Source organism: Heterorhizobium halophytocola (assembly GCF_017873095.1).
GTDB lineage: Bacteria > Pseudomonadota > Alphaproteobacteria > Rhizobiales > Rhizobiaceae > Allorhizobium > Allorhizobium halophytocola.
The window spans coordinates 217,871-243,020 of record NZ_JAGGJU010000004.1; the positions used below are offsets into that span (position 1 = coordinate 217,871).

24 protein-coding genes are annotated in these 25,150 nt (G+C 62.9%); 11 read left to right on the forward strand and 13 right to left on the reverse strand.

Annotated features, from left to right (window positions below; all coding sequences use genetic code 11):
- Window positions 1-29: 29 nt before the first annotated feature.
- Together J2Z17_RS08895 and J2Z17_RS08900 are read left to right on the forward strand one after the other, a co-directional pair.
- Window positions 30-365 (forward strand): hypothetical protein, encoded by a 336-nt coding sequence (locus J2Z17_RS08895; RefSeq protein ID WP_209943995.1) that lies wholly within the window; start codon window positions 30-32, stop codon window positions 363-365.
- A 41-nt stretch (window positions 366-406) separates the two neighbouring features.
- Entirely contained in the window at window positions 407-652 is a 246-nt protein-coding gene (locus J2Z17_RS08900) for a DUF2188 domain-containing protein (RefSeq protein ID WP_209943997.1), read from the forward strand.
- A 116-nt stretch (window positions 653-768) separates the two neighbouring features.
- Here the strand turns inward: J2Z17_RS08900 and J2Z17_RS08905 are convergent, their stop codons facing one another.
- Together J2Z17_RS08905 and J2Z17_RS08910 are read right to left on the reverse strand one after the other, a co-directional pair.
- Window positions 769-1,785, reverse strand: a complete 1,017-nt coding sequence (locus J2Z17_RS08905; RefSeq protein ID WP_245223964.1) for a DUF4424 domain-containing protein — start codon at window positions 1,783-1,785, stop codon at window positions 769-771.
- Window positions 1,786-1,917: 132 nt separating this feature from the next.
- Complete coding sequence (locus tag J2Z17_RS08910; protein ID WP_280923353.1) at window positions 1,918-3,822, reverse strand: methyl-accepting chemotaxis protein; 1,905 nt, start codon at window positions 3,820-3,822, stop codon at window positions 1,918-1,920.
- 342 nt (window positions 3,823-4,164) lie between these two features.
- On the opposite strand from J2Z17_RS08910, the gene J2Z17_RS08915 reads away from it, so the two are divergent.
- Together J2Z17_RS08915 and J2Z17_RS08920 are read left to right on the forward strand one after the other, a co-directional pair.
- Window positions 4,165-4,923, forward strand: coding sequence for a TlyA family RNA methyltransferase (locus tag J2Z17_RS08915; protein WP_209943999.1), 759 nt, complete (start codon window positions 4,165-4,167; stop codon window positions 4,921-4,923).
- Between the two features lies 1 nt (window position 4,924).
- Window positions 4,925-6,178: a class I SAM-dependent RNA methyltransferase gene (locus J2Z17_RS08920; RefSeq protein ID WP_209944001.1), complete on the forward strand. Its 1,254-nt coding sequence runs from the start codon at window positions 4,925-4,927 to the stop codon at window positions 6,176-6,178.
- Window positions 6,179-6,333: 155 nt separating this feature from the next.
- On the opposite strand, the gene J2Z17_RS08925 is transcribed toward J2Z17_RS08920, so the two are convergent.
- The 4 genes from J2Z17_RS08925 to J2Z17_RS08940 all read right to left on the reverse strand — a co-directional run bounded on the left by J2Z17_RS08925 (window position 6,334) and on the right by J2Z17_RS08940 (window position 9,977).
- Window positions 6,334-6,642: a hypothetical protein gene (locus tag J2Z17_RS08925; RefSeq protein ID WP_209944003.1), complete on the reverse strand. Its 309-nt coding sequence runs from the start codon at window positions 6,640-6,642 to the stop codon at window positions 6,334-6,336.
- Window positions 6,643-6,720: 78 nt separating this feature from the next.
- Window positions 6,721-7,488 carry a crotonase/enoyl-CoA hydratase family protein gene (locus J2Z17_RS08930; RefSeq protein ID WP_209944005.1) on the reverse strand — a complete coding sequence of 256 codons (768 nt, stop codon included), beginning with the start codon at window positions 7,486-7,488 and terminating at the stop codon, window positions 6,721-6,723.
- Between the two features lie 13 nt (window positions 7,489-7,501).
- The gene (locus J2Z17_RS08935) at window positions 7,502-9,280 is read right to left on the reverse strand and encodes an acyl-CoA dehydrogenase family protein (protein ID WP_209944007.1); all 1,779 of its coding nucleotides are present in this window, start codon (window positions 9,278-9,280) and stop codon (window positions 7,502-7,504) included.
- A gap of 265 nt (window positions 9,281-9,545) precedes the next feature.
- Window positions 9,546-9,977 (reverse strand): BA14K family protein, encoded by a 432-nt coding sequence (locus J2Z17_RS08940; protein ID WP_209944009.1) that lies wholly within the window; start codon window positions 9,975-9,977, stop codon window positions 9,546-9,548.
- Window positions 9,978-10,257: 280 nt separating this feature from the next.
- On the opposite strand from J2Z17_RS08940, the gene J2Z17_RS08945 reads away from it, so the two are divergent.
- Complete coding sequence (locus J2Z17_RS08945; RefSeq protein ID WP_209944011.1) at window positions 10,258-10,860, forward strand: DUF6656 family protein; 603 nt, start codon at window positions 10,258-10,260, stop codon at window positions 10,858-10,860.
- A gap of 104 nt (window positions 10,861-10,964) precedes the next feature.
- Here the strand turns inward: J2Z17_RS08945 and J2Z17_RS08950 are convergent, their stop codons facing one another.
- The gene (locus tag J2Z17_RS08950) at window positions 10,965-12,035 is read right to left on the reverse strand and encodes a GGDEF domain-containing protein (RefSeq protein ID WP_209944013.1); all 1,071 of its coding nucleotides are present in this window, start codon (window positions 12,033-12,035) and stop codon (window positions 10,965-10,967) included.
- A gap of 199 nt (window positions 12,036-12,234) precedes the next feature.
- Between J2Z17_RS08950 and J2Z17_RS08955 the strand changes: the two genes are divergently transcribed.
- The 5 genes from J2Z17_RS08955 to J2Z17_RS08975 all read left to right on the forward strand — a co-directional run bounded on the left by J2Z17_RS08955 (window position 12,235) and on the right by J2Z17_RS08975 (window position 16,103).
- On the forward strand, window positions 12,235-13,215 hold the full coding sequence (locus J2Z17_RS08955) for an L-threonylcarbamoyladenylate synthase (RefSeq protein ID WP_209944338.1): 981 nt from the start codon (window positions 12,235-12,237) through the stop codon (window positions 13,213-13,215).
- 13 nt (window positions 13,216-13,228) lie between these two features.
- Complete coding sequence (locus J2Z17_RS08960) at window positions 13,229-14,686, forward strand: FAD-binding oxidoreductase (RefSeq protein ID WP_245223965.1); 1,458 nt, start codon at window positions 13,229-13,231, stop codon at window positions 14,684-14,686.
- A 55-nt stretch (window positions 14,687-14,741) separates the two neighbouring features.
- Window positions 14,742-15,155 (forward strand): winged helix-turn-helix domain-containing protein, encoded by a 414-nt coding sequence (locus tag J2Z17_RS08965; protein ID WP_209944015.1) that lies wholly within the window; start codon window positions 14,742-14,744, stop codon window positions 15,153-15,155.
- Window positions 15,156-15,345: 190 nt separating this feature from the next.
- Entirely contained in the window at window positions 15,346-15,657 is a 312-nt protein-coding gene (locus tag J2Z17_RS08970; RefSeq protein WP_209944017.1) for a hypothetical protein, read from the forward strand.
- A 5-nt stretch (window positions 15,658-15,662) separates the two neighbouring features.
- On the forward strand, window positions 15,663-16,103 hold the full coding sequence (locus J2Z17_RS08975; RefSeq protein WP_209944018.1) for a hypothetical protein: 441 nt from the start codon (window positions 15,663-15,665) through the stop codon (window positions 16,101-16,103).
- Window positions 16,104-16,172: 69 nt separating this feature from the next.
- On the opposite strand, the gene modC is transcribed toward J2Z17_RS08975, so the two are convergent.
- From modC to J2Z17_RS08995, 4 genes are all read right to left on the reverse strand, one after another.
- Window positions 16,173-17,258 carry a molybdenum ABC transporter ATP-binding protein gene (modC, locus tag J2Z17_RS08980; protein WP_209944020.1) on the reverse strand — a complete coding sequence of 362 codons (1,086 nt, stop codon included), beginning with the start codon at window positions 17,256-17,258 and terminating at the stop codon, window positions 16,173-16,175.
- Entirely contained in the window at window positions 17,255-17,959 is a 705-nt protein-coding gene (gene modB / locus J2Z17_RS08985) for a molybdate ABC transporter permease subunit (protein WP_209944022.1), read from the reverse strand. The genes modC and modB overlap by 4 nt, the downstream gene beginning before the upstream one ends.
- Window positions 17,959-18,753 carry a molybdate ABC transporter substrate-binding protein gene (gene modA / locus J2Z17_RS08990; protein ID WP_209944025.1) on the reverse strand — a complete coding sequence of 265 codons (795 nt, stop codon included), beginning with the start codon at window positions 18,751-18,753 and terminating at the stop codon, window positions 17,959-17,961. The genes modB and modA overlap by 1 nt, the downstream gene beginning before the upstream one ends.
- 93 nt (window positions 18,754-18,846) lie before the next feature.
- Window positions 18,847-21,753, reverse strand: a complete 2,907-nt coding sequence (locus J2Z17_RS08995; RefSeq protein ID WP_209944027.1) for a DUF1217 domain-containing protein — start codon at window positions 21,751-21,753, stop codon at window positions 18,847-18,849.
- A 287-nt stretch (window positions 21,754-22,040) separates the two neighbouring features.
- Between J2Z17_RS08995 and J2Z17_RS09000 the strand changes: the two genes are divergently transcribed.
- A complete protein-coding gene (locus J2Z17_RS09000; protein WP_209944030.1) occupies window positions 22,041-22,607 on the forward strand; it encodes a DUF6101 family protein in 567 nt (188 codons plus the stop codon).
- Window positions 22,608-22,691: 84 nt separating this feature from the next.
- Here the strand turns inward: J2Z17_RS09000 and ubiA are convergent, their stop codons facing one another.
- Both ubiA and J2Z17_RS09010 read right to left on the reverse strand, forming a co-directional pair.
- On the reverse strand, window positions 22,692-23,645 hold the full coding sequence (ubiA, locus tag J2Z17_RS09005; protein WP_209944033.1) for a 4-hydroxybenzoate octaprenyltransferase: 954 nt from the start codon (window positions 23,643-23,645) through the stop codon (window positions 22,692-22,694).
- A 74-nt stretch (window positions 23,646-23,719) separates the two neighbouring features.
- Window positions 23,720-25,018: a cyclopropane fatty acid synthase gene (locus J2Z17_RS09010; RefSeq protein WP_209944035.1), complete on the reverse strand. Its 1,299-nt coding sequence runs from the start codon at window positions 25,016-25,018 to the stop codon at window positions 23,720-23,722.
- Window positions 25,019-25,150: the final 132 nt, after the last annotated feature.

Here is a 25,150-nt window from a genome sequence, read left to right on the forward strand (position 1 = left end):
AAAACCATCCGCACGGGAAGGACCACACCATGGCTAACTTGAACAATCGCGACATCATGCAGGAACTGAAGAGCCTCGAAGCCCAGGTCGTACATTTCAAGGATCTGCTCGGCAGCGAGAGCCGCAGCATGGCGGCCGAAGCCAAGAGCCGTGGCTCGGCAGCCATCGATGTCGCCTCGAGCAAGGCCCGTAACGCAGCAAGCTATGCCCGCGACGAAGCCGACAGCATGGCAAGCATTGCCCGCGAGCACCCGGCAGCGACCTCGACCGCCCTTCTGACAGTCGGTCTTGTCGGCGGCCTGATCGGCTATCTGCTCGGCAACAGCATGCAGCCCGAGCGCACCAGCCGCTGGCGCTGGAACTGAGCCGGACCGCAGGCAATCCGGACATTTGAGGAAACGCATTGATGGCAACCGTCACATATCACGTCGTCCCGCATGACGAAGGCTTTGCCTACCGGGTCGGCGATGTCTATTCCGAGCCGTTTCCGACCCATGACGAAGCTCTGGAGGCTGCGCGGATCGCAGCCACCGAGCATCAGCAGAACGGCAGCGATGCGGAAATCAATTTCCAGGATCAGGGCGGCCGCTGGCATCAGGAGCATGCCGAGGGCGCCGACCGGCCCGAGACTGCCGTGTCCGACGATAGCTGATCGCTTGGATCTTTTTTTGCATGATCTCCAGTCATGCCCTTATGAAAAGCCCGGCAGATCCACATGCCGGGCTTTCGTCGTGTCTGGTCTCGAATCTGGACGACCGCTGAACCTGGTCAATCGCCGGCGCGCACCAGGAACAGAACGTCGAGGTCCTTCTCTGGCAGGAAATTCTCGACCTGCATCTCGAAGGTGGTGGGCCCGGTCTTGACCACGCCCTGCCCGCAGAAGCTAACGAAGCTGCTCTCCTCGCCCTTGTCGACCGTCAGGTGAAACCGGCCGATCGGGCCGCGCCAGTTGCTGCCGGTCTTCAGGATGTAGGAGATCCAGTTCTCCACGTAATAGGGCCCGTTATCCTTGGCGGCCGCCGCCTGCAGCTTGTCGGCCAGCCGGATAAAGCCATCGTCGACGCAATAGCGCTTCTGGTAGTCCTGAAAGATATCGACATTGGTTTCGCCGTCATAGACGAAGCTGATGCCCGCCGTGCCGCCAAGGCTCGGGACATAGTCGTGATGCACCCTGACGTCCTTGCCTGCGAGGAAGGTGGTGCGCCAGTAATAGACGGATTTCAGCGTCCAGACCGGCTGCGGATGGTGCTCCATGCCCTTGCCGCTGTCATAGAGGTCGTCGATGATCAGACCCTTGGCCTCGAAGTCGGCCAGCACCTCCGGCGGCAGGCCCTCCAGCGCCGTCCAGGTCCGGGTGCCGTAAGGCATGAGCGGAATCTTGTGGGCGTTAAGGTCGCCGGTAACGTCGAGCCCGGTTGGCGAATAGGCGCGCTGCTGCAGGTCGAGCGGGATCGCCACGCCGTCCTGGCTGACCTTCAAGTCGAGAAAATTGTCGGAACTCTCGTCCGGAAGGGCCATGTCGCCCTCCAGCACGCCGGTGATGTCCGGCATCGGGAAGGCCACGACCGTGTCGATGTCCGTTTTGCCGTCATTGTGGAAGAGGTAGTCCACCTTGACCGCCTTCGGCGACAGATAGAGGTCCTCGCTGACCATGCGCACGTCCGGCGAAGCGACGAATGCGATGCCGCCGGTCTTCAGTTCGGCCATGGTGTCATTGGCAAGGCCCGGCTGGCCGCTCAAGCCCGCCAGGGCGGCGGCACCCGAAAGCATCGTGTGGAAACGCATTCCCTGTCCTTCAATTCCAAGTCTTCGTCCGCCGAGCCCACCTTAGCCCAAGGCATGCAGACGGCGAAAGCCCACCGGGCCCGAATCCGGTGGGCTTCCACTGTCGCGGATCTCAGAGAGGAGAAGATCCGCTTAGAACTCGGTCCAGGATTCTTCCTTGAGCGCGGTATTGCCATGGACCACAGGCGAACGGAATCCGGACGAGGCGAGCGCCGGGGCGCTCGGCACCGCTGCGGCTGCCGCAACCGAGGCTTCGCCAAGCTTGAAGCGTGAAATCAGACCGCTGAGGCGCAGGCTTTCGCTGGCAAGCGTGGCGGCGGCCGCATTGGTTTCCTCGACCATGGCGGCGTTCTGCTGGGTTACCTGGTCCATCTGGTTGACGGCGGAATTGACCTCCGCCAGACCGCCGGATTGCTCCTGCGCGGAGACGGCGATCGCCCCCATATGGTCGTTGATGACGAGAATGAGCTTCTCGATCGATTTCAGCGCCGTGCCGGTCTCGGTGACCAGCTTGACCCCGCTCTTGACCTGACCGGCGGAGTTCTGGATCAGCTCCTTGATCTCCTTGGCGGCCTGGGCCGAGCGCTGGGCAAGTTCGCGGACTTCCTGCGCGACGACCGCAAAGCCCTTGCCGGCTTCGCCGGCACGCGCCGCCTCGACGCCGGCATTCAGCGCCAGAAGGTTGGTCTGGAAGGCGATCTCGTCGATCACCCCGATGATATTGGAAATCTGGTCGGACGAGCTTTCGATCCGGCCCATGGCGTCCACTGCCTCGGCGACCACACCGGCCGAGCGCGAGGCACTGTCCTTGGCTTCCACGGCCACCTGGCGGGCCTCTTCGGCACGACCGGTGGAATTCTTCACATTGGCGGTGATCTCGTCGAGGGCTGCGGCGGTCTCCTCCAGCGAGGCAGCCTGATGCTCCGTGCGCTTGGAGAGATCCGAAGCGCCGCTCGATATCTCGCGGGTGCCGGTGTCGATCGTCCGGGTTGCGCCGACCACGGCCGACAGGGTCGATGCCAGCTGCTCGACCGCGGTGTTGAAGTCGTCGCGCAGGGCAATGAAGTCTTCCGACACCGTCTCGGTGATCTGGTAGGTGAGGTCGCCGGCCGCAAGCTGTTTCATGCCGACGGCAAAGGCGCTGGTCGCATCCAGCAGGGTCTGGCGCGCATCCTGTTCGGCCTGGCGCTGCATCTGGATACGCTGTTCGTCGTTGCGGCGGCGGTTTTCCTCGGCCTCGGCGGCAAGGCGCAACTTGTCGACGGCTGACTGACGGAACACCTCGACGGCACCGGCCATGGCGCCGACCTCGTCGGTGCGGCCAACGAACGGGATTTCGCTCTCGACATCGCCATTGACCAGTCCCCGCATCGAAGCGGTGATCCGGTGGATCGGCGAAATGACGCTGCGCAGAATGAGGATCACGCCCGCCGCGACGGCCGCCGCGATGATCGCCAGGACGATATAGGAGGTGAGCTGTGCATCGTCATTTATCGCGAACGACGACTGGGTCGCCGCCGCCGTGCCGCGCATACTGCTGTCGACCAGTTCGTCGATATCCTTCAGCACCGAAGCGGAGGAGGCATGCAGCTCGCCCGAAATCATGTCGTTCGCACCGAAGGAATCGCCGATGCCCACCAGCACGATCATTTTCTCGCCGGATTTCACATAGGTATCGAAGTCGGCCTTGATCTTGTCGACCAGCTCCTTCTGGCGGGGTGAGGAGATCAGCGGCATGTAGCGATCGGCCGCCTCGACAAAGGCTGCCTGCTTGGCCTTGATCAGGTCGCCCGCTTCCTGCACCTGCGCCGGGTTCATGGCCGCGACATAGCTCAGATAGGCAACACGGGTCTCCAGGACTTCAGCCTTGATGTCCTTGGCAGCCACAACGCTCGGCAACCATTTCCGGGCGATCTCGGCACCCGAACTTGCAACCGAGTCCAAAGACCGCAGGGAAAAGTAACCGTTGACCGCCACTGCCATGGCAATCAGGGCAAACACACCTAACGTTGACGCTTTCAGGCTGAGCCGTCTCATTTCGCAATCCCAATTTTGTTCTTCGCGATGCGGCCAGGGGCCGCTGGCCGGAGAGGTTTCCAAGCCGCATGCCGATGGCGCGTCGTGGCGGCGCATCTGAAGTGCCGGTCGTCTCCCCATCGATCAAGTTGCCGCAAAAACGTTAAGTATATTCTAATCGTCTAAATGATTTTGCGCAGTATCATTCACCCAGAACAGGTACCAATACTTCCTATTCCAGTGCCACAGATGCGTCGACAGCGCCCTGCGGATCGGTACAAGGCGCCCGGAAGAGGCGCGGACATCCGGTATAAATGTCGAAAAGACTTGCGTCCGGCACCGACCCTCGTCATTGACAGTTCCATGTCAGACCAGAGCCCCCAGCGCCTCGACCAAATACTCGTCAGCATGAACCTGTTCGCCAGCCGCGCCCGGGCGCGCGACGCGATCGAACGCGGCACCGTGACCGTCGATGGCACCGTCGTGGTGAAGCCGGCCATGATGGTGTCACCCGACCGGGCCATCGAGATTGCCGACCCGGCGCGCCAATACGTGTCCCGCGCGGCTCTGAAGCTGGTGGCGGCCCTCGACCATTTCGGCCTCGACCCCGCCGGATGCGACTGTCTCGACGTCGGCGCATCGACCGGCGGCTTCACCCAGGTTCTGTTGGAGCGCGGCGCCAATCATGTCACGGCGGTCGATGTCGGCCATGACCAGATGCATGCCATGGTTTCGTCCGATCCGCGTGTCGAGAACATCGAGGGCCTGAACGCCCGCGCGATGACGCCGGATGACATCGACAATCGCGAGATCGATTTCATCGTTTCGGACGTCTCGTTCATCTCGCTGAAACTGGCCCTGCCGCCGGCGCTCGAGATGGCCGAGCCCGGCAGTTGCTGCGTGCTGCTGGTCAAGCCGCAATTCGAGGCCGGGCGCGACGGGGTCAACCGCAAGGGCCTGTTGAAGGACCCCGACGGCGGGCCGGCAATCGCCGCCGATCTCGAGGCGTGGCTGACCGGGACAATCGGATGGGAAAGCCTCGGCATCCTCCCCTCCCCGATCGCCGGCGGCGACGGCAACCAGGAATATCTGCTTGCGGGCAGAAAGCCGGACAGGAGCTGAGATGAGCGCGGAAACCCTTCAGATCGACAGTCTCGGCGCCCAGGGCGACGGCGTGGCGCATCCCGAAGGCGCGACGGTCTTCGTGCCCTTCACCCTGCCGAAGGAAGAAGCCAAGGTCGCGCGCGTCAAGGATCAGGCAACGCTGATCTCGCTGATGTCGGCGGCACCGGAGAGGATCAAGCCGGTCTGTCGCCATTTCGGGCCGGATGGCGATGGCGGAACCTGCGGCGGCTGTTCGCTGCAGCATGCCGGCGATGCGCTCTACCATCCGTTCAAGCGCGATCTCGTGGTACAGGCGCTGAAGTCCAAGGGGATCGAGGCCGAGGTGGCGCCGCTGATGACGGCCGCCCCCGGCGAGCGTCGCCGCGTGGTGCTGACGGCCAAGCGTACCGACAAGGGGCTGCTGCTCGGCTACAATCAGGCGCAGAGCCACCACGTGGTCGATATCAGCGAATGTCCGATCGCCGTGCCCGGCATCGTTTCGCGGCTCGGCGACCTCAAGCGGATCGCCGCGGTGATCGTGACCGGCAGCGATGCCGCACGCCTGACGGTGACGGAAACCCTGAACGGGCTGGACGTCTCGATCGAAGGTCCGAAAACGGTCGGCAGCGGTCAGCGACGCACCCTGACCGACACGCTGAATTCGATGCAGCGCATCGGGCGCGTATCGCTCAACGGTGAGATCCTGCTGGAGCCGGCAAAACCCCTGCTCGATTTTTCCGGCGCGCGCGTCGTGCCGTCACCGGGAGCTTTTACCCAGGCGACGGTGCGCGCCGAAGAGGCCATGGCCGAGCTTGCGATCGCCCATATCGGCAAGGCCAAGCGGATCGCCGACCTGTTTGCCGGGATCGGCACGTTTTCGCTCCGGCTGGCACGGATCGGCCAGGTGCAGGCCGTCGAATCCGACGGCAATGCCGTTCAAGCGCTCGACCATGCCTGGCGCAACACGCAGGGGCTGAAGCAGTTGACCGCCGAAAAGCGCGATCTGTTTCGGCGTCCGCTGATGACCCAGGAACTGAACAAGTTCGACGCGGTCGTGTTCGATCCGCCGCGCGCGGGCGCCGAGGCGCAATGCCAGGAACTGGCCCGCTCGAAGGTCAAGAAGATCGTTGCGATCAGCTGCAATCCGCTGACGCTTGCCCGCGACCTGGCGATCCTGACGGCCGGCGGCTACAAGGTCGGCACCGTCACGCCGATCGACCAGTTCCTCTGGTCGCACCATGTCGAGGCGGTCGCCACGCTGACGCGAAGGTAGAAGGGCCGGGCAACCGCGCCGTCCGGTTTTACCCACCTTTTTCCAGGTCATGTCTGCCGAACGAGGCACAGCGGTCTGGAAAATACAGACGCGGACCTAAAGCCGCTGAAGGCATGTAAGCCTATCTGGAAGGTCGCGACATGCCTTGATGCCGGTCAGCGGGTAACGACGCGCCCGCTGCCGGTCATGTTGGAGCAGCGGCAGACACCGCCGACACGCTGCGGGGTCGTCACGCAGCGCTTGTCGTCGTCGATGACGCAGAGATAGATCGTGCGCGCGCCCGGCCGATAGCCCGGCCGTTCGGTCTGACGCTCGTCGCTGCGGGTGATCACGTTGACGCTGTCATTGTCGGCAAGCTGCATGCCGGGCAGCTTAATCGGGGAAAACGACTGGGGCTCGGCCGCCAGCGCCGCGGAACTGCATGTGAGGCCGACAATGGCTGCCATTACGAGAAACTTGGACATCATGTCACTCCGGATTTGCCTGTCCTTCTGAACACCTGGAATAAGGACGGGAACGCGCAAAGGTTCCTCCGTCGATTATCACGGCGCAGATGTACGGGTCATGAACGCCTCGAAGGCTGCGCGCGCCTCCGCGCTCTTCAGCCGGCGGACGAAATGGTCCAGTTCCTCGTCCATTCGCTGCAACAGAGCGGTCCGGTCGCCGCGCAGCAGATCACGCGAGATCTTCAGCGCTTCGGGCGGCTTGGCGGCCAGCGAGGCAGCAATGCCGAGCGTCGCTGCCTCGACTTCGGCGGGTTCGACCACCTTCCAGATCAATCCGGCATCGCGTGCTGCCTCAGCGGAAAACCCTTCGCCGGCAACCAGCAGGGCAAAGGCCCTCTGATGGCCCATGGCAAGCGGCGCCAGCAGGCTGGAGCCGGCCTCGGGTACCAATGCCAGATCGACAAAGGGCGTCTTGAACAGGCTGCGGGTTGACGCGATCGTCAGGTCGCAATGCATATGAAGCGTCGTGCCGATGCCGATCGCAAGCCCGTCGACGCCCGACACCAGCGGCTTTTCAGCACCGGCCAGCGCCTTCAGCAAAGAAAACGCCGCCGGCTCTCCGACAGCACCCGCCATGGCGAAGGCCAGGAAATCGGCCATGTCGTTGCCGGCGGAAAAGCAGCCCTCGGTGCCGAGAAAGGCGATGCAGCGGATGGCCTTGTCATCATTGGCAGCCAGCAACGCCTGCGTCATGGCGCCGTACATGGCCTGCGTGATCGCATTCTTCTTGTCCGGACGGTTGAAGCGGATCACCAGCACGCCGGGATGGGCTTCGGGGCGCTCGATCAGAACGTGGTCGGTCATGGCGCGTCTTTCCTCAGCTCAACAGGATCTTGGCGGCAGCGAGGCTTGCTGCACCGTTGATCACGCGGTCCTTCAAGGCCGCGGTTTCGGCAATCAGGTTTTCCGCACCGAAGCGGCATAGCGCGATGCGCTGTTGACGGCCGATATCTTCCTCGGCCAGCGCGCCCTTGGCCAGATAGGCACCCGTCAGCACCAGGCCGAACAGCCGCTGATAGGGCGTGGCGCCGGCGAGCGCTTCGGCACTTTCACCAGCCTTCAGCCGAGCCATCAGCCAGTCGGTGGCATCCGCGAGATCGCCAATCGATGCCTCGAGCCGATCGGCGGTCCCGCCGAAGCCGTCACGGTTGGCGGCACGCACCGCATCGGCAATCCCCGTCAGTTCGCCGATGAAGCCGCGCACCTGTTCGCCGTCGGACAAAGGCAGCTTGCGGGCGACCAGATCGATCGCCTGAATGCCGTTGGTGCCCTCATAGATCGGGGCGATGCGGGCGTCGCGCAGATAGCGGGCAGCGCCGGTCTCCTCGATGAAGCCCATGCCGCCATGCACCTGAATGCCGAGGGAAGCGACGTCGACTCCGCAATCGGTGGCAAAGGACTTGGCGATCGGCGTCAGGAGGGCCGCCCGCTCCGCCCAGAAGGCGCGGGTCTCGTCCGGCGCGCGATGCGACATGTCGATCGCGTGGGCGCAGGCATAGCAGATCGCGCGCGCCCCTTGGGTCAGCGCCTTCATCGTCAGGAGCGTGCGGATGATGTCGGGATGCTCGATGATCGGGCTCATGCCGGAACCGGTCCAGCCCGGCGCCCTGCCCTGGGTGCGGTCGGAGGCATAGGCGATCGCCTTTTGCGTCGCCGCCTCGCAGATCGCCACACCCTGCATGCCGACGGCAAGCCTTGCATTGTTCATCATCGTGAACATGCAGGCGAGGCCCTTGTTCTCCTCGCCGACCAGATAGCCGACGGCACCGGCCGCATCGCCATGCTTGCCGTCGCCATAGATCATCGTGCAGGTGGGGGAGCCGTGAATGCCGAGCTTGTGCTCCAGCGAATGGCAATGGAGATCGTTGCGCGCGCCCAGCGACCCGTCGTCGTTCACCAGGAATTTCGGCACCAGGAAGAGCGAGATGCCGCGGGTCCCGGCCGGCGCGTCGGGCAGCCGTGCCAGCACCAGATGGACGATATTGTCGGTGACCTCGTGCTCGCCCCAGGTGATGAAGATCTTCTGTCCGAAAATCCGGTAGCTGCCGTCGTCGCGGCGCTCGGCCCGGGTTTTCATCACCCCGAGATCGGAGCCGGCATGGGGCTCGGTCAGATTCATCGTGCCGGTCCACTCGCCGGAGACCATTTTCGGCAGGAAGGTCGTCTTCAACGTGTCGGTGCCATGGGTCGTGACCGCCTCGACCGCGCCCATTGTCAGTGTCGGGCAGAGCGCGAACGCCATGGAACCGGAATTCCACATTTCGAGCGCCGCGACATTCAGCATGTGCGGCAGCGCCTGGCCGCCATAATCCTGCGACGCGACAAGCGAGTTCCAGCCGCCTTCCGCCCAATGGCGGTAAAGCCCGTCCCAGCCATCGGGTACCACGACCTTGCCATCCACGAGGCGGGCGCCCTGACGATCGCCGATCTCGGCCAGCGGCGCGACTTCCTCGCTGGCGAAGCGCCCGGCCTCCTGCAGGATCGCATCGACCAGGTCTTCGCTCAGATCGCCGAGCAGACCCTCGTCCAGCGCGCCCGACAGGCCCGCCACATGCTTGAGGGTGAAGCCGATCGCGTCTACCGGTGCCTTGTACATGCCAATATCCTCCTCGAAACCGTACTGTCCCCTGGCCCGGACAGCCCGCTCTGAGCTAATTGATTTTTACGTAAACGTCAATTGTCCGGCACGTGGAGCGTGACGGATTTGGTGCCGTCGGCCGGGCTGCGACCCTTTTCGACGAGGCGGGGAATGCCCACCGGCAAGGCTGCCAACGGTGATGGAGCGCGGCGTGCCCCCTTGCGCCCATAAAAAAATGCCCGGCGCGAACCGGGCATTTTCCATGGGGATCGCCGTCAGGCGATCAATAGTAAGGCGACGTGCACTGCTGACGCGGGCCGTTATACGGCTGGAACGTGTTGGAGCGCGCATCGTAGGACCGGTAGCGCGATTCACACCATGCGTAATGCTTCGGGTTGATGCCGGCCGAGCGTGCGGGCGCGGAGGACACGGCACCGCCGATGATGGCGCCGGTCGCGAAGGCTGCGAGCGGGAACCAGTAGCCGTTGTGGTAGCGATAGCCACGACGATGGCTGCGATAACCGCGATAGCCGCGGTAGTGGTCGGCGCGGTGGCGGCGATACTGAACGTCGACGACATTGGTGGTATCGCCCGTCCGCGCGACCGTGGGAACGGCAGTTGCAGACAGCGGCAGGGCCTGGGACGGCACAAAGCTGGTTGCAATCATGGCGGAAGTCAGACCGGCAATGGCCAAGCCCTTGATGGAAATGAACATGGGTATTCTCCCTTTCTGGTTCTTCCGCGCCAGGCATCCGTTTTGCGGATCGGCGCCTGTTTCTTGTGCGGATGCCTTTGAAACTACGTGGATCAAGCTGAACCTTGGATTAACGGTTTTAGACTTGTTAACGTTCAGGTCCAGCTCAGATTTACTAAACGCTAAAACAGTGCCTATTGTTTCAAGCAAGCCTCGCGAAACCGTCGAATGTAATTGTTAGCAAGCGGACGATGAGTCGGCGCAGGCCCTCGAGTCCGCCTATCGAGACGGAAGTGCATTGATGACGAAGCTGAGATACTACGAAAAACTGAAGGGCATCGGATCGAAAGGCGCGGTAGCCACCGCCCATTCCGAATTCCTGCGCACGGGCCAGATCTCGCGCCGGCGGGACGACTGGTTGCCCGAAGAGCGGCGGTATCTCACCTATGAGGAAGTGGCCGAGCGCACGGGACGCCAGCTGGCACTGGCCGCCGAGACCAGTCACGAGCGGATCAACGCCTTTCACCGCGACATCCGTTTTCCCAAGATCGTCTTTCACCGGGTGCTGAAGAACAGTCCGCATCTGGGTTATTGTCACGTGACGGCATCGCGCACCACCTTCGCCAAGCACCCGGATGTCAACTGGTCGTTCTACATCGCCAATTTCGCAGCCGAGATCGGCGACGACGAGCTGTTCTTCGAGACCATCGAGCCGCAGCGCACGCGGATGTATTTCGCCGTCGCGATCACGCCCGACAAGACCAACAAGCGCGTGCAGATCGACCGCAGCGTCCGGGAAAACGGCGTGCTCTTCGTCACCCGCGATCCGAACAAGGCGATCAAGAACATCCTGAAGCTCGGCGCACCGACCGCTGCCATGCGCGCCGCCATCGACCGCATGTAACGCGTGTTGTCTTTTAGGCTGCGGACATTGCCGGCACGGGAAAGCGGCTTTGCCGACAGCCGGCAAAGCCGCTTCAAGATCGCGTGTTTCAACGCGCGGTCCGATCAGGCCGGACGCACGTCCTTCTGGTAGATCATCCAGCTCTTCGGCAAGTTGCCGTCTGAAGCGCCGTAGACGGTGACGGTGTTGCCGCCGGCGGCCTTTGACGTAGCCAGCGCCTTTTCCGAGAAATTCGTCAGGTCGAAGGCATTCGGTGCCTGCGAAGACAGGCAGATGCCGAAGGACATGCCGAGCGGGCTGATCGCCTTGCCGTTGGGCGTGTTGATCACGGTCGCCTTCAGCTTCTGGCGCACCAGTTCGATGATGCGGCTGATCTCGTCCTGGTCGCCGGTGTAAAACAGCAGGCCGAAACGACCGCCGTCAAACCGGCAGGCGACGTCCTCGCGTCCGACCACGGCTTCGATCACCTTTGCGGTCTGCTTGAGGAAGCGCTCCGCAACCGGCGCGCCCAGTTGCTCTGCCAGCTTCTGATAGTCGTCGATCTCGCCAATCGCCGCACCGCACAGCACCGGCATGGACGGATTGGCATAGACCTTGGAGATCGCGACATTGAAGGCACGGCGCGTGCCGAGGCCTGTCAGCGCATCGGTGAAGCGAGTCGCATCCTGCTCTTCCGCCTCGCGCTGCAATTCGGCAAGGCTTGCGGTCTTGTTGACCACGGCGCGCACGACATTGCTGTTTTCGCTGGCGCGCTTTTCGGTCGCCGCCCGCAGCGCGGAAATCGAATTGCCGAGTTCGGCAGGATCGATATCGCCCTCCTTCTGCATCGCGCGGGAAGCGTGGCCGATCACCCGGCCGTAGTCGGACAGGGAGACCTTTTCCTCGTTCAGCATGCTGATGAAATTGCTCATCTCCGAGCGCACCTTGCCATTCTGCTGGGCAAGCACGCTTTCCTCGTGATGATGTGGCAGATATTTCTGCCCGAGCACATCAAGGGCTTCCTGCGTCTTCAGCTTGCCGAGCGCTATGAAATCGCGCACCAGATCCGGATTGGTCCCCGAATAGGCCTCGTAGACGAGCTCGTAATTGCGTGGAAGTCCGTCGATGCCCATCTGGTGCATGGCGGTGGCTACTCGGAGCGCAATGCTCGAGGCAGGGTTCTTCAGCGGCTGCATAATGTGTGTTTCCCCGGCGCAATTTCTATCCGGGAGCGACTATAGGAAAGGAGTCCAAGCTTTGCGTTACGCCATTCCATAAAGATTTACTGATACGTCATTATGGCGCAGTTTTGTATACAGGCCCGCCGAAATCAGGGTTTGCGAGGATGGGTTAAGACGCGCTATGGAAGGCATGAACGCAACAACGGACGAGCAGATGGCCCGCATCCTGTCCCTCAGCGGCGACTGGCCGGCCGCCCGTGATGCGGCACTCGCCGTGCTCCATGCCGCCCGCCCCATCGCCCTGCCGACCGAGACGGTCTATGGCCTTGCCGCCGACGCCACAAGTGCCGAGGCGGTGACGGCGATCTACGAGACCAAGGGACGCCCCCGCTTCAACCCGCTGATCTGCCACATGTCGGATCTGGCCATGGCCGAGCGCTACGCCGTGTTCGATCCGCTGTCGCGACGACTGGCCGAGCGTTTCTGGCCGGGACCGCTGACCCTGGTGCTGCCGCTGAAAGACGGATCCGGCATTCATCCGCTGGCGACCGCCGGGCTCGACACGGTCGGCGTGCGGGTACCGGCAGGGGCTGCCGCCCGGCTGATCGCCGCCTTCGACCGGCCGCTCGCCGCTCCCAGCGCCAATACATCCGGCGGGGTCAGCCCGACCAGCGCCGGCCATGTGGACGCCGATCTCGGTCCGCGGATCGACCTCATTCTGGACGGCGGCCCCTCGCCCGTCGGCGTCGAATCGACCATCGTCAAGGCGGAACCCGACGGAAGGCTGCGGCTGCTGCGGCCGGGCGGCGTGGCAGCCGAAGACATAGAAGCGGAACTCGCATCCGTGCTGATCCGCCCGGAGGCCGCCGGTGCGATCATCGAGGCGCCGGGCATGCTGGCCTCGCATTATGCGCCCAACGCCCATATCCGGCTGAATGCGCGGCGCGTCGAACCCGGTGAAGCGCTGCTGTCGTTCGGCGGGCAAGGGATCGACGGCGCGGAAAAAGCGTTGATTGCACTGAACCTCAGCCTGGAAGGCGATGTCAGACAAGCCGCCGCCAATCTTTTCGCCTATATGAAACAGGCGGATGCCAGCGGTGCCCGGACCATCGCCGTCATGCCGATCCCCGATCGCGGGCTCGGTGAAGCAATCAACGACCGACTGTTGCGGGCGGCAGCGCCCCGGCAAGCCTGACCAGGAGACAGCGATGAGCGACCGCCCTGCCGTCCAGAGACCCGAAACCATGCCCGAGACACCGCTGCTGCAGCGTTTCATTGCCCTTGTCGGCGAGAAGAACGCGATGACGGAGCCGTCTGATGTCGCGCCCTATCTGACCGAAAACCGCGGCCTGTATCATGGCGCAACGCCGCTGGTGCTGAAGCCCGGCTCGACAGAGGAAGTCTCTGCCATCCTGGCGCTTGCCAGCGAGACCGGTACGCCGATCGTGCCGGCCGGCGGGCGCACGGGCCTTGTCGGCGGACAGGTGCCGCGCGACGACGGACAGGATGTGGTGCTGTCGCTGGAGCGGATGAACCGGGTGCGCGAGGTGGATCCGGTCGCCAATATTCTGGTTGCCGATGGCGGCTGCATTCTGGCCGACGTGCAGAAGGCGGCCGAAGCCCACGGCCGGCTGTTCCCGCTGTCGCTGGGTTCGGAAGGGTCCTGCCGGATCGGCGGCAATCTGTCGACCAATGCCGGCGGCACCGCGGTGCTCGCCTATGGCAATATGCGCAGCTTCTGCCTCGGCCTCGAGGTCGTGCTGCCGACCGGCGAGATCTGGGACGGGTTGCGCCGGCTGAAGAAGGACAATAGCGGCTACGACCTGCGCGACCTCTTTATCGGCGCCGAGGGCACGCTCGGCGTCATCACCGGCGCGGTTCTCAAACTGTTTCCCCGGCCGCTCGGCCGGCAGGTCGCCTTTGTCGGGCTGAAGTCGACGGACGCGGCGCTCAAACTGTTCGAACGGGCGGAGAAGCTGTGCGGCACGGCGCTCACCGGCTTTGAATTGATGCCGCGGATCGGCATCGAATTCACCAGCCGGCATATCGAGGGCGTGCGCGATCCGCTCGCCACCCCGCATGACTGGTATGTGCTGATCGACATCTCGACCTCGGATTCGGCAGCGACCGCCGACGCGATGATGACGACCCTGCTGGAGGCGGCGCTGGGCGACGAACTGGTGGAAGACGCGGTGATTGCCGCATCGATCGCGCAGCAGACCGAATTCTGGCACCTGCGCGAAAGCATGTCGGATGCCCAGAAGCCGGAAGGCGGTTCGATCAAGCACGACGTGTCGGTGCCGATCTCGAAAATCCCGGTTTTCATGCGCGAGGCAGCGGATGCGGTCATGGCGGCCATGCCCGGCGCCCGGATCTGCGCCTTCGGCCATCTCGGCGACGGCAATATCCACTATAATATCAGCCAGCCGCTCGGGGCCGACAAGGCTGACTTCATCGGCCGCTGGCGCGAGATGAACGCGGTCGTGCATGCAATCGTGCGCAAGCATGGTGGCTCGATTTCGGCCGAACACGGTGTCGGCCAGCTGAAGCGCGACGAACTGGCCGGCATCCGCCCGGAGATCGAAACCGAACTTATGCGCCGCATCAAGATCGCCTTCGATCCCGCCGGCATCATGAATCCCGGCAAGGTGATCGACGTCCCATGACCCTTGGGCGCCCGACACGCGCAAGCCCGGTCGCGCGGTGGACGGAGATGCGGCGATGAGCAGCAAGCAGACCCGCGTGACCTTGAGGATTGATCTGCCGAACGGTACCCGGCTCGGGCCGGGCAAGATCGCCCTCCTGTCGGGCATCTTCGAACATGGGTCGATCCGCAAGGCCGGCGAAGCGATCGGCATGTCCTATCGCCGCGCCTGGCTGCTCGGCGACGAGATCAATCGCATGTTCACCGAGGTCTCGATCGCCACCCGCCACGGCGGCAAAAGCGGCGGCGGCGCCGAGCTGACGGCATTCGGCCAGCGCCTGCTGGATACCGCCCGGCGCATGGAAGCGGCAAGTGCCGATGCGATCGCCGCGGACCTGCGCTTTCTGGAAAGGAACCAGGCGCCGGCTGCGGACGAAAGCGGTTCCGGACGCGGCGCGCGCGCGGCGACAAAACGTCCAGACGTCGACTGAGCGGCTGCACGTCAAGATTGACGGGATACAATTTCCGGTTTATTCTAAACTTCGAAACCAAGCATCCCATTTCGTTCCGTATTCGCGTTGCAAAGCTCTGCGCCCCATGCCGGTCTCCGACCAGCGTGATCGATGTTTTTTGTTTCTTTTCCAAAAGACTGCACCCAAGATTCGAAGGAGGAAAATGGCCGTGGCCAATATTGCTTCTATCGCGCTGTCCGATCTTTCCGACCGGATCGGCAAATCCGTCATCGGGCTGGAAAAGGTGGCGCCCAAGCTGCTGCCGGAAGACCTGTCGGCGCGCTACATCCCCGATCCCGGTATCATCGGCTATATCCTGCGGGACGATGTCGCCCGCGGGCTCAGCATCAAGGAGCTCGAGGCGACAGCCGGTGCCGTGGCCGAACGGTTCTCGCCGGCGGGCGTCAAGAGCGCGAGCGTGCTGCTGAAGAACGGCGGCATTCTCGTCGGCTTCTTCCCGATCGATGTCGCGATCCGGTGAACGCCATGCGCAAGCCTGACGGCACGCCGGCGTTGAAATGCCCAAGCGCCCAGCCGGATATGACCGAAGCCGAGATCCTCGGCGTGGTGGAACATGGCGTCGACGGGGCCAACCTTGCCTATCTGAACGCGCATCAGCCCGTCACCCCCCAGATCCTGGCGATGACCGCGCCGGCAAAGCCATTGCAGGTTCTGCGCTTTGCCGCCCGTTGCGAGGAAAGCCGCTGCACCCATTTCGACGGGCAGGCCTGTCGTCTGGCCAGCCGCATCGTTGCACAGCTCGACCCGGTTACAGACGCACTGCCGCCCTGCGTGATCCGCCGTAGCTGCCGATGGTATGCCGAGCAGGGGGGCGAAGCCTGCCGGCGCTGTCCGCAGGTGATGACCGAAATCGACCGCGCCGATCCGCGCGCCGGACAATATCGAAGCGTCTCCGGCGTCGCGTGAGACGATCGCTGCAACGGGTGCCGTGATCGACGGCAGGTCTTGCCATGCCGGCCACTTCCCGGTGGCGTCTCAACGCGCGCGAAAAACGGATTCCGTCGCGATCGAGACGGCCTTGAACAGAAGGTGGACCGGCTGCCCGCGATGCAGGTTCAGCAGGTTTGCCGAGCGCCGCGTCAGTTGCACCGCCATGCGATCGCCGTTGCAGTCGACGGTGACGATCACGGTGCGGCCGGCATCGGCGACCGTCTCGATGACGCCCGGCAGCCGGTTGAGGGTGGAGAGACCGTGCGGCGCTTCGACCGAAAGCACGATCTCGCCGACCGGCACGAAGGCGCGGATGCGCGTGCCGACGGCCATGTCGGTCTCGCGCAGATAGAGCGTTCCGGCCCGGCATTCGGCAATTGTCAGCCCCTCTTCCGGACTATGGGCCGTGACCGTGGCGTGCAGGAAATTGCCGGGCGACATGGCGGCGCCCGCATCGGAAAGGCTCGACAGCAACGTGTCGGTCGCGCCGACCGCCGCGACCTTGCCGCGATCGACCGTGACCACGCCGGTCGCAAGCCGCGCCACCTCCTCGATCGCATGGCTGACATAGAGGATCGGGATCGCCGCCTCGTCGCGCACCCGCTCGATATAGGGCAGGATCGCGGTCTTCAGTCCGGCATCGAGCGCAGACAGCGGCTCGTCCATCAAAAGCATCTGCGGCCCGGTTGCCAGCGCCCGGCCGAGCGCCACCCGCTGCTTCTCCCCGCCCGACAGCGCCCCCGGCCGCCGCGCCATCAACGAACCGATGGACAGCATGTCGACGATGCGGCCGAAATCGGCGCCGTCTACCGGCTGTTTGGAAAATCGCATGCCATAGCGAAGATTCTGCTCGACGGTCAGATGCGGGAAAAGCCGGCCCTCCTGGAAGACATACCCGATCCGGCGTTTGTGCGGCGGCACCCAGAGCCGTTTGTCGGTGTCCACCCAGGCGGTGTCGTCAAAGGCGATACGTCCCTCGACCGGACGCGCGAGACCTGCCACCAGATTGATCAGCGTCGTCTTGCCGGAACCCGAGGGGCCGTAGAGAGCCGTCAGCCCGCCATCGATACGCAGGCTTGCATCGAGCTGGAAGGCGCCCTGGCGGTGTCGGACATCGATTGCCAGCGTCATTGGCCACCGGCCCTTGCCTGGAGCCGACGCCCAAGCGCTTCGGAGGCGACCAGCGCGCCGATCGAGATGACGATGGAAACGGCGGTCAGGCGCGAAGCCGCCAGTTCGCCGCCCGGCACCTGCAGATAGGTGTAGATCGCCGAGGCCAGCGTCTGGGTTTCGCCGGGAATATTGGAGACGAAGGTGATGGTCGCGCCGAACTCGCCCAGCGCCTTGGCAAAGGCGACCATGACGCCGGCGGCGATGCCCGGCAGGATCAGCGGCAGGGTCACGCTCAGGAAGACCTGTGGCCGGCTGGCCCCGAGCGTCGATGCGGCGGCTTCGAGCTTCAGGTCGACATTGTCGAGCGACAGCCGGATCGATCGCACCATCAGCGGAAAGCCCATGACGGCGGCGGCCAGCGCCGCACCCGTCCAGCGAAACGACAGTACCAGCCCGAACCAGTGGTCGAGCAGCATGCCGACCGTTCCCCGGCGACCGAAGGTCAGCAACAGGAGATAGCCGGTGACGACCGGCGGCATGACCAGCGGCAGATGCACCAGCGCGTTTACCAGCGTCTTGCCATAGAACTCCTTGCGCGACAGGAGATAGGCAACCGCGATGCCGAACGGCAGGGACATGACGACGGCGACGGTCGCTACCCGGAGGCTGAGCGCCATCGCCGTCCAGTCATCGGCGGTAAAACCGAAATCGAGATTCATCAATGACCGGCGCCAAGGGCGGTAAAGCCGGCAGCCTTGAACGCTTCCACGGCTTTCGGCGAGGAGAGATATTCAAGGAAGGCCGTGGCATCCTCGTTGTCGCCGGCCTTCAACCTGGCTGCCGGGTAGATGATCGGCGTATGGCTGTCCTCGGGGAAACTGTCGACCACCTTGACGCCCGGATCGGCCTTGGCGTCGGTCGAATAGACGATGCCGAGCGGTGCCTCGCCGCGTGAGACGAGCAGCAGGGCGGCGCGGACATTGTCGGCCTGGGCGATCTTGCCCTTGACGCTATTCCAGACGCCGAGGCTGGTCAGCGCCTGCTTGCCGTAGATGCCGGCCGGTACCGCGTCGGTATTGCCCATCGCCAGGTGCTCATCGCCGAGCGCTTCTGCCAGCGGAAAATCCTTGCCGATGCGGATGCTGGTATCGGCATCCTTCGGCGCGATCAGCACGATCGCATTGCCGAGCAGGTTGCGCCGCGAGGCACTGTCGATCAGGCCCTGCTTTTCCAGATAGTCCATCCATTTCAGGTCTGCCGACAGATAGAGATCGGCCGGCGCGCCCTGTTCGATCTGCTTGGCAAGCGCCGAACTGGCGGCAAAGGAGAGTTTCACCGTCTTGCCGGTCTCGGTCTTCCAGGAGCCGGCGATCTCGCCCATGACATCCTTCAGGCTGGCGGCGGCAAAGACCGTGACATCCTTCGCATAGGCGCCGGCCAGCGGAACGGCGGTGAGCGCCAAGGCGAGCCCGAGCCGGCGCGCGGCGCCCTGAAACCTCGATTTGATGGACATTGGAAAACTCCTGAAACGCTATCGATATATTCTGCTGGATATATCGATAGCGAAAAAACCGGAGGCGGACAAGCCGCCTGTCTGGGGCTATCGTCAGCCGGCCTTGAGCGAGGCGATCGAGAGCATCAGGTCGGCGCTGATGCCGGTGGAGGAGCTGTCGGAGAACAGCGACAGGAGCGGATCGGTTTCGGCATTTGCCGAATCGTACATCGCGGTGAAGCGGGTGATCAGCTTCTTCAGCTTGTCCGGATCCTGCAGATCGGTCAGGTCGAGATTCTTTTCCACCTGCTTGGCCTGCACGTCGATATCCATGTTGGAGAACTCGTCGGAGAAGCCATAGGTGGTGCGGAAGAATTCCAGAAGCGCGTCGTCGGCCAGCAGGTCATAGGCGCTGGTGACCGTCGGTGCCACGCGCTCGAAATAGAGCGCCAGGCGCACGCCGGTATTGTCCTCGCCCTCGGTATTTTCGATGGTCTGGCGAAGATAGAGATCGACCGTCTGCAGCACGTCGCCCTTGCTCTGGATCGCACTCGAATCCGCGCGCTGAACCTGGCCGTCATCGTTGAAGTTGAACGAGGCGACGATTTCGGCAAAGCGGTAGTCCGGCTCCGTATTGGCAAAGCTGTTGGGATCGTCGAGATCGGACTCGAACATCTTCTTCATATATTCGTCGGTGACGCCGGAGGGATCGATGCCCCTGGCGGTCAGCACGAGATCGACCAGACGGCGATCCTTAAGGAAGTCGTCGCGACTGTCGAGCGTGGCGATCTGTTCCTGGAAGTATTTGGACTCGTCCTCCGCCTCGGTCTGCGCCTTGTCCTTGTCGTCCCCGTCGAGGAAACGGATCTTCTCGATGATGTATTTGCTGGCATAGTCCTGCATGTCGGACTCGTTCAGCGCCATGGTCGGCCAGGTCAGCTTGCCATCCTGGTCGAAGTTGAAGGACTTGGCGAACTCGACATAGCGGTCGTCCTTCAGGGTATAGACGAAGCTCTTGGGGTCGTTGAGATCGCTCATCAGCACCTTTTTCATGGTGCGCTTCGAGACCTCGTCCGGGTCGAGGCCGACGGCCTTCATGGCGAAATCGTAGACCTTGGCATTGTTGACGAGATCGTCGACATTGGCGATCTCGCTGCCTTCGCTGTTGAACGAATTCATCGCCGCCTTCAGCCCGGCGATCGCCGCCTCGTCGTCGGCCTCGTCGGCGTCATCATATTTGGAGAAATAGCTGCTGGACGTCGACACGATCTTTTCCGGGCTCATGGCCACGTCGCCATCAGCAAGCGTGCCATCGTCCTTGAAGTTGAAGGCGCGCGAGAGCGAAACGAGGTTGTCGTAGTATTCCCGGCCCTTGTACTGGGTGTTCAGATAGCTGGTCGGATCGTCGGGATCGCTCTCGATGGCAAATTCCAGCGTCGACGAGGTGACGGCCGCATAGGTGCTGAGGCCGAAGGCGGCCTTCAGGTAATCCACCATGGTGCTGTCGGCAAACAGGTCGTCGATCGTGGTGTAATTGTTGATGTTGTCGCGGAAATACTGGTCGTTCAGCGTCGCCCCGGACTTTGTCAGCCGGTCCTGCTTGAAGATATAGGCATTGTTGATCACTTCCAGATTGTCGTCGCTGACCGCCCCGGTGTCGGGCACGCTGCCATCGGCGTTGAAGTCGAAGGCATCGACCAGGCTCACATAGCTGGACGCCGCCGACAGATAGCCGGCGGCCGTGTTGTTGGCCGCCGTCAGTTGCGCCTTCAGCTTGTCGGTGTCTGCTCCAAGCGCCGGCAGGTCGCCGTCATAGGAATCGATCTGGCTCTGCAACTGGCTGGCAAAGCTGGTGAAGTCACCGTCGCCCAGCGATTTCAGCGTCGGCTCGATGCCGGAGATCTGCGACTGCAGGTCATTGATCTGCAGTTGCAATGCATCCGGGTCGGTGCCCGACTTCGGATAGTCGACCTGCAGCTGCAGCGCCGCCTTCTGGCTGGTCAGCGAGGCCCAGCTGCTGCGGCTCGACTTGTCCGCATTCCAGCCGTCGAGCTGGGATTGCGTCGCGTCGATCTGGGATTGAAGCCCGTCGACATCCGCTCCCTCTTCCGCCTGCTGCGCCTTGAGACTGGAGATCGTGGACGACAGCACGGAAGCCTGGGCGGTGTCATAGCCGACATACGCCGTGTTGATCTGGGCATTGAGCGTATTGATCTGCGACTGCACGCCTTCCTTGTCGCTCGCCGAGGAAAGCTGTGCCTGCAGGGTGGCGATCTGGCTGCGGGCCGAGGCTATGCTATCGGCATAGCCCTGGACCTTGTCACGGGTGCTGACCAGATTGGCCCGCGCGTTGATCTTCGACAGGGTCGCCGCATTGGCGGTGATTGTGCCTTGCGAGTCCGTCGCATTGGGCAGGATCTGCGTATTGAAATAGGAATCCGGATCGTCGGCATCGCTGGTCAGAAGGCCGCGGATCAGCGAGCGGTCATACGTGTTTTCGTCGATGTCGAAGGCCTGGAACACATAGGCCCGCATGCGATCGTCGGCCAGCAGCTGGTCGACACTGGTGATCGTCTTGATCTTGGCGTTGAAATACCCCGCCTCCCCGGTGATATCCGAGTCCATGTCGTCGATCTGCTGATTGTAGAGCCCGATCAGCGAATCCATCTGCTCGTCGGTCATCGGCACTTCGGTGCCCTTGTCGAACTGATAGGCCTGGGCGAATTTCTTGTACCGGTCGTCGGACAGGCTGTTGGCGAAGGAGCTGTCGTCGCTGAGATCGCTGTCCAGCACCTTCTTCATGAAGGCCTTGGCATAGGTCATGTCTTCCAGGCCATAGGCCGTCATCGCATAGGAATAGAGCCGGTAGTCGTCGAGGAAATCGTCGACCGAGGTGACCTTGCCGATGTTTTCCTCGTAATAGTCGGTCTCGCGCTGGACCTGCCCCTGGCTTGCAGTGCGATCCATGGTGGCACGCAGGTCGCGCGACACCAGGTTGTAGGCGAGATAGGTCGAGACCATGGACGGAGAACCCTCAAGACAAGGAGATAGACAGCGCTTCAGCGCCAGTCTGCCCCTCCAGCCTTGCGTGTAGCCTTTCACCTTGCATCAAATCCGCGCGCATCCATTAACCTCGCTGCAACCCTGATACGTGCGACTTCGCTAACCATTTGGCGCAGCAAACTTTTCTTAACCGCGATTTTTAAGCCCTCCAGAAGGGGGCCGCCCTATGCTCGGGACTACAGAGGACGAAAAGTCCCAGCGGGAAGACCGGAAATCGGCTCTCGGGTAAAACAAGGGTAGTTTGAATGACCAATACAGTCCTGAAGCCAGCTTGGGCGGGCGCGACGTTACGCTTGGATCCGGCACGCTTTCCCCAGCATGCCACTTACGCATTGCGCGATTCATCGCAAGATGTCACGATTACACTTGACGAACGTGGCGCAGTGCTTCGCAAGATGCTCCCCTCCAGTGGGCTGCCAATCTCGTTCGCACTGCCGGCGCGCGCCTTCCGTGGCGTTGCCGCGCGGGCGATCGACCACGGAGACGGCGAGGTAACGGTGACATTGGAATTGCATCACGACGACCCAGATTTGTGCATCCCGCTTCTGGTCGCCCACGACCTTTGCGATATCGCCGCCGACTGGCGCGGCTGGTCGGATGCGTTTCGCATTCCCATGCTGATGGTCGAGGCAGACGGCGTCGCCCGGCCGCTGGAAGAGCATCTGGGTGTCGTGCGCACCCGCGAATTGCAGCCACGCCGCCGGCATTCCTACTTCGCCCAGCGCCGTCCGCGCTTCCTCGTGCGCCGCTCGACCGGCAAGCTCGGTGTCGCGATGAAGATCTCGGGCAAGGAAATCATCGCGCGCGGCTGACGGCGAAAGTCATTCGATGCGCTTAACAAGGCCGCCGGGCAATCGCTGCCCAGGCGGCTTTTTCGTGTCATTCCGACACAGATGTCAAACCGCGATCAGCGCCGCAACCAGCCCCAGAAAGATCACAGCACCGACCCGTGTGTTGAATTTGAACAGGGCCAGGCATTTGACCGGATCGTCGATATCGAGCGTCAGGATCTGCCAGGCCAGCAGCGCGCCGGCGATGACGAGACCGGCATAGGCGAGGAGACCGGTGCCGGCCGCCACGAAGGCAAGCGCCAGCAGGACCAGCGCCAGCCCGTAGAGCCCGATCAGCCAGTTGCGGGTGTTTTCGCCGAACAGCCTTGCCGTCGAGCGAACCCCCATCAGCGCATCGTCCTCCTTGTCCTGGTGGGCGTAGATCGTGTCATAGCCGATCGTCCACAGGATCGCCGCTGCGTAGATCAGCACCGAGGCGAGCGAGATATTTCCCTCCAGCGCCGACCAGCCCATCAATCCGCCCCAGGAAAAGGCAAGGCCGAGAAAGAATTGCGGCCAGTCGGTAAAACGCTTGGCAAAGGGATAGATCGCCACCAGCAGCAGCGAGGCGATGCCGAGCGCCACCGAGAACCAGTTGAGGCAGAAGAGGACCACGGCACCGGTCAAGGCCTGGAGCAGCATGAACAGCTTGGCCTGGCCGCGCGTGACCCGGCCGGACGGCAGCGGACGCGAGCGGGTGCGCTCGACACCCATGTCGATCTCCTGGTCGACCAGGTCGTTATAGGTGCAGCCGGCGCCGCGCATGGCGACCGATCCGACGAAGAACAGCACGAGATGGAAGATGAACAGGCCGGCATCGAGCCGCCCTTCCGCCGCCATGTGGTTGGCGGCAAGGCCCGACGACCAGAAGCAGGGCCACATCAGCAATTGCCAGCCGATCGGCCGATCCCAGCGGGCCAGTTGCGCATAGGGCCAGAGCCCGCGCGGAAGGATGCGATAGACGAAATTGTCCGATGGTGCGTCGGAGACGCGGTCTGTCAAATTGCCGGTATGTTCCATGCCGGCATCTAAGGCTGGGCGCCGCAGACGGTCAAGCGAGACTGCAAACCGCTGACCGTCGCTGCGGCGGCATGTCACGCCATCGCGGCGACCTTTTCATCCTCTTCCCAATGCACCTCGGAGGACACGGGTTCCAGCGGACGGCGGCGGGCCTCCTTCTCCTTCAGTTCCTGCTCCCGGCGATACATGTAGTCGCGATTGTCGGGCGTCGCATGCTGGCTCTTGGCCAGTTGGAACTGGAAGATCGAGAAATTCTCGTGGGTGAAGGCCATCTCCGACCCGGCGAGATAGAATTCCCACATGCGGAAGAAGGCTTCGTCGTAGAGCGCTATCGCATCGGCCTTGCGGGCGACGAAGCGCTCGCGCCAGGCCCGCAGGGTGTGGGCATAGTGCATCGGCATGATTTCGAGGTCACGCACGATGAGGCCGGACTTCTCGATTGCTGGCGCCACCTCGGCGAGTGAGGGAATATAGCCGCCCGGGAAGATGTATTTCTCGAAGAACGGATTGTTGATCACAGCCGGATAGGGCTGGCCGATGAAATGCAGCAGCATGACGCCGTCGTCCTTCATCAGCTCGAACATCTTCTTGAAGAAATTCAGATAGTTCTTCTTGCCGACATGCTCGAACATGCCGACCGAGACGATCCGGTCGAAGGGCTCGGCCTGCATGGTGCGATAGTCCTGCAGGTTGAAGCGGACATTGCCGGAGAGGCCCCGCCTGTCGGCCCGGTCGCGCGACACGGCCAGCTGCTCAGTCGACAGCGTGATGCCGGTCATGTCCATCTCGCCCATTTCGGCCAGATACATCGCCATGCCGCCCCAGCCTGAGCCGATCTCGACACCGCGCTGGCCGGGCTCGAGCAGAAGCTTTGCCGCGATGTGCCGCTTCTTGGCGAGCTGGGCCTCCTCGAGCGTTATGCCCGGCGGGTTGAAATAGGCGCAGGAATATTGCCAGTCCTCGTCGAGGAAGAGATCATAGAGCTTGGCCGACAGATCGTAATGATGGGCGATGTTGCGGCGGTTGTGATTGACGGGACTCAAGGATTCCAGCTTTGTTAGCGCTATCCTGGCAATCCCGCGCCAGATCATTCCGAAGGTCAGGTCCTCCGCCAGGGTGTTGGATTTGATCAGCGCCAGAAGCTCGTAAATATCGCCGGCCGTCACCTGCATGCGGCCCTGCATATAGAGTTCGCCGAGTTTCAGCTGCGGATCGTTGTAGAGGTCCTGCTCCGCCTTTTCATCGGTGAGCAGGAGGCTGACTTTTTCGCCGGATCCATCCCCGAAAGTCTCGACCCGCCCGTCGGCGTAGGTCACTTCAAGACATCCCTTGCGAATGATTTTGGTCAGCAGATCACTAAGTGCCGAGGTCATGATACGCCCCATAATGTAACCGTTTACGTCAATGCCACTGACATTAACGCCTCAAACGATCCGGAAACAAGCACCAGATTGTTATAACAGCTTCATATATTTTGAACTTAGGGGGGTAAGGGCGCCCTGACG

Coding starts and splice junctions, on each gene's coding strand:
- J2Z17_RS08895 (WP_209943995.1), top strand. CDS start 30: ATGGCTAACTTGAACAATCGCGACATCATGCAGGAACTGAAGAGCCTC.
- J2Z17_RS08900 (WP_209943997.1), top strand. CDS start 407: ATGGCAACCGTCACATATCACGTCGTCCCGCATGACGAAGGCTTTGCC.
- J2Z17_RS08905 (WP_245223964.1), bottom strand. CDS start 1,785: ATGCGTTTCCACACGATGCTTTCGGGTGCCGCCGCCCTGGCGGGCTTG.
- J2Z17_RS08910 (WP_280923353.1), bottom strand. CDS start 3,822: ATGAGACGGCTCAGCCTGAAAGCGTCAACGTTAGGTGTGTTTGCCCTG.
- J2Z17_RS08915 (WP_209943999.1), top strand. CDS start 4,165: ATGTCAGACCAGAGCCCCCAGCGCCTCGACCAAATACTCGTCAGCATG.
- J2Z17_RS08920 (WP_209944001.1), top strand. CDS start 4,925: ATGAGCGCGGAAACCCTTCAGATCGACAGTCTCGGCGCCCAGGGCGAC.
- J2Z17_RS08925 (WP_209944003.1), bottom strand. CDS start 6,642: ATGTCCAAGTTTCTCGTAATGGCAGCCATTGTCGGCCTCACATGCAGT.
- J2Z17_RS08930 (WP_209944005.1), bottom strand. CDS start 7,488: ATGACCGACCACGTTCTGATCGAGCGCCCCGAAGCCCATCCCGGCGTG.
- J2Z17_RS08935 (WP_209944007.1), bottom strand. CDS start 9,280: ATGTACAAGGCACCGGTAGACGCGATCGGCTTCACCCTCAAGCATGTG.
- J2Z17_RS08940 (WP_209944009.1), bottom strand. CDS start 9,977: ATGTTCATTTCCATCAAGGGCTTGGCCATTGCCGGTCTGACTTCCGCC.
- J2Z17_RS08945 (WP_209944011.1), top strand. CDS start 10,258: ATGACGAAGCTGAGATACTACGAAAAACTGAAGGGCATCGGATCGAAA.
- J2Z17_RS08950 (WP_209944013.1), bottom strand. CDS start 12,035: ATGCAGCCGCTGAAGAACCCTGCCTCGAGCATTGCGCTCCGAGTAGCC.
- J2Z17_RS08955 (WP_209944338.1), top strand. CDS start 12,235: ATGGCCCGCATCCTGTCCCTCAGCGGCGACTGGCCGGCCGCCCGTGAT.
- J2Z17_RS08960 (WP_245223965.1), top strand. CDS start 13,229: ATGAGCGACCGCCCTGCCGTCCAGAGACCCGAAACCATGCCCGAGACA.
- J2Z17_RS08965 (WP_209944015.1), top strand. CDS start 14,742: ATGAGCAGCAAGCAGACCCGCGTGACCTTGAGGATTGATCTGCCGAAC.
- J2Z17_RS08975 (WP_209944018.1), top strand. CDS start 15,663: ATGCGCAAGCCTGACGGCACGCCGGCGTTGAAATGCCCAAGCGCCCAG.
- modC (WP_209944020.1), bottom strand. CDS start 17,258: ATGACGCTGGCAATCGATGTCCGACACCGCCAGGGCGCCTTCCAGCTC.
- modB (WP_209944022.1), bottom strand. CDS start 17,959: ATGAATCTCGATTTCGGTTTTACCGCCGATGACTGGACGGCGATGGCG.
- modA (WP_209944025.1), bottom strand. CDS start 18,753: ATGTCCATCAAATCGAGGTTTCAGGGCGCCGCGCGCCGGCTCGGGCTC.
- J2Z17_RS08995 (WP_209944027.1), bottom strand. CDS start 21,753: ATGGTCTCGACCTATCTCGCCTACAACCTGGTGTCGCGCGACCTGCGT.
- J2Z17_RS09000 (WP_209944030.1), top strand. CDS start 22,041: ATGACCAATACAGTCCTGAAGCCAGCTTGGGCGGGCGCGACGTTACGC.
- ubiA (WP_209944033.1), bottom strand. CDS start 23,645: ATGGAACATACCGGCAATTTGACAGACCGCGTCTCCGACGCACCATCG.
- J2Z17_RS09010 (WP_209944035.1), bottom strand. CDS start 25,018: ATGACCTCGGCACTTAGTGATCTGCTGACCAAAATCATTCGCAAGGGA.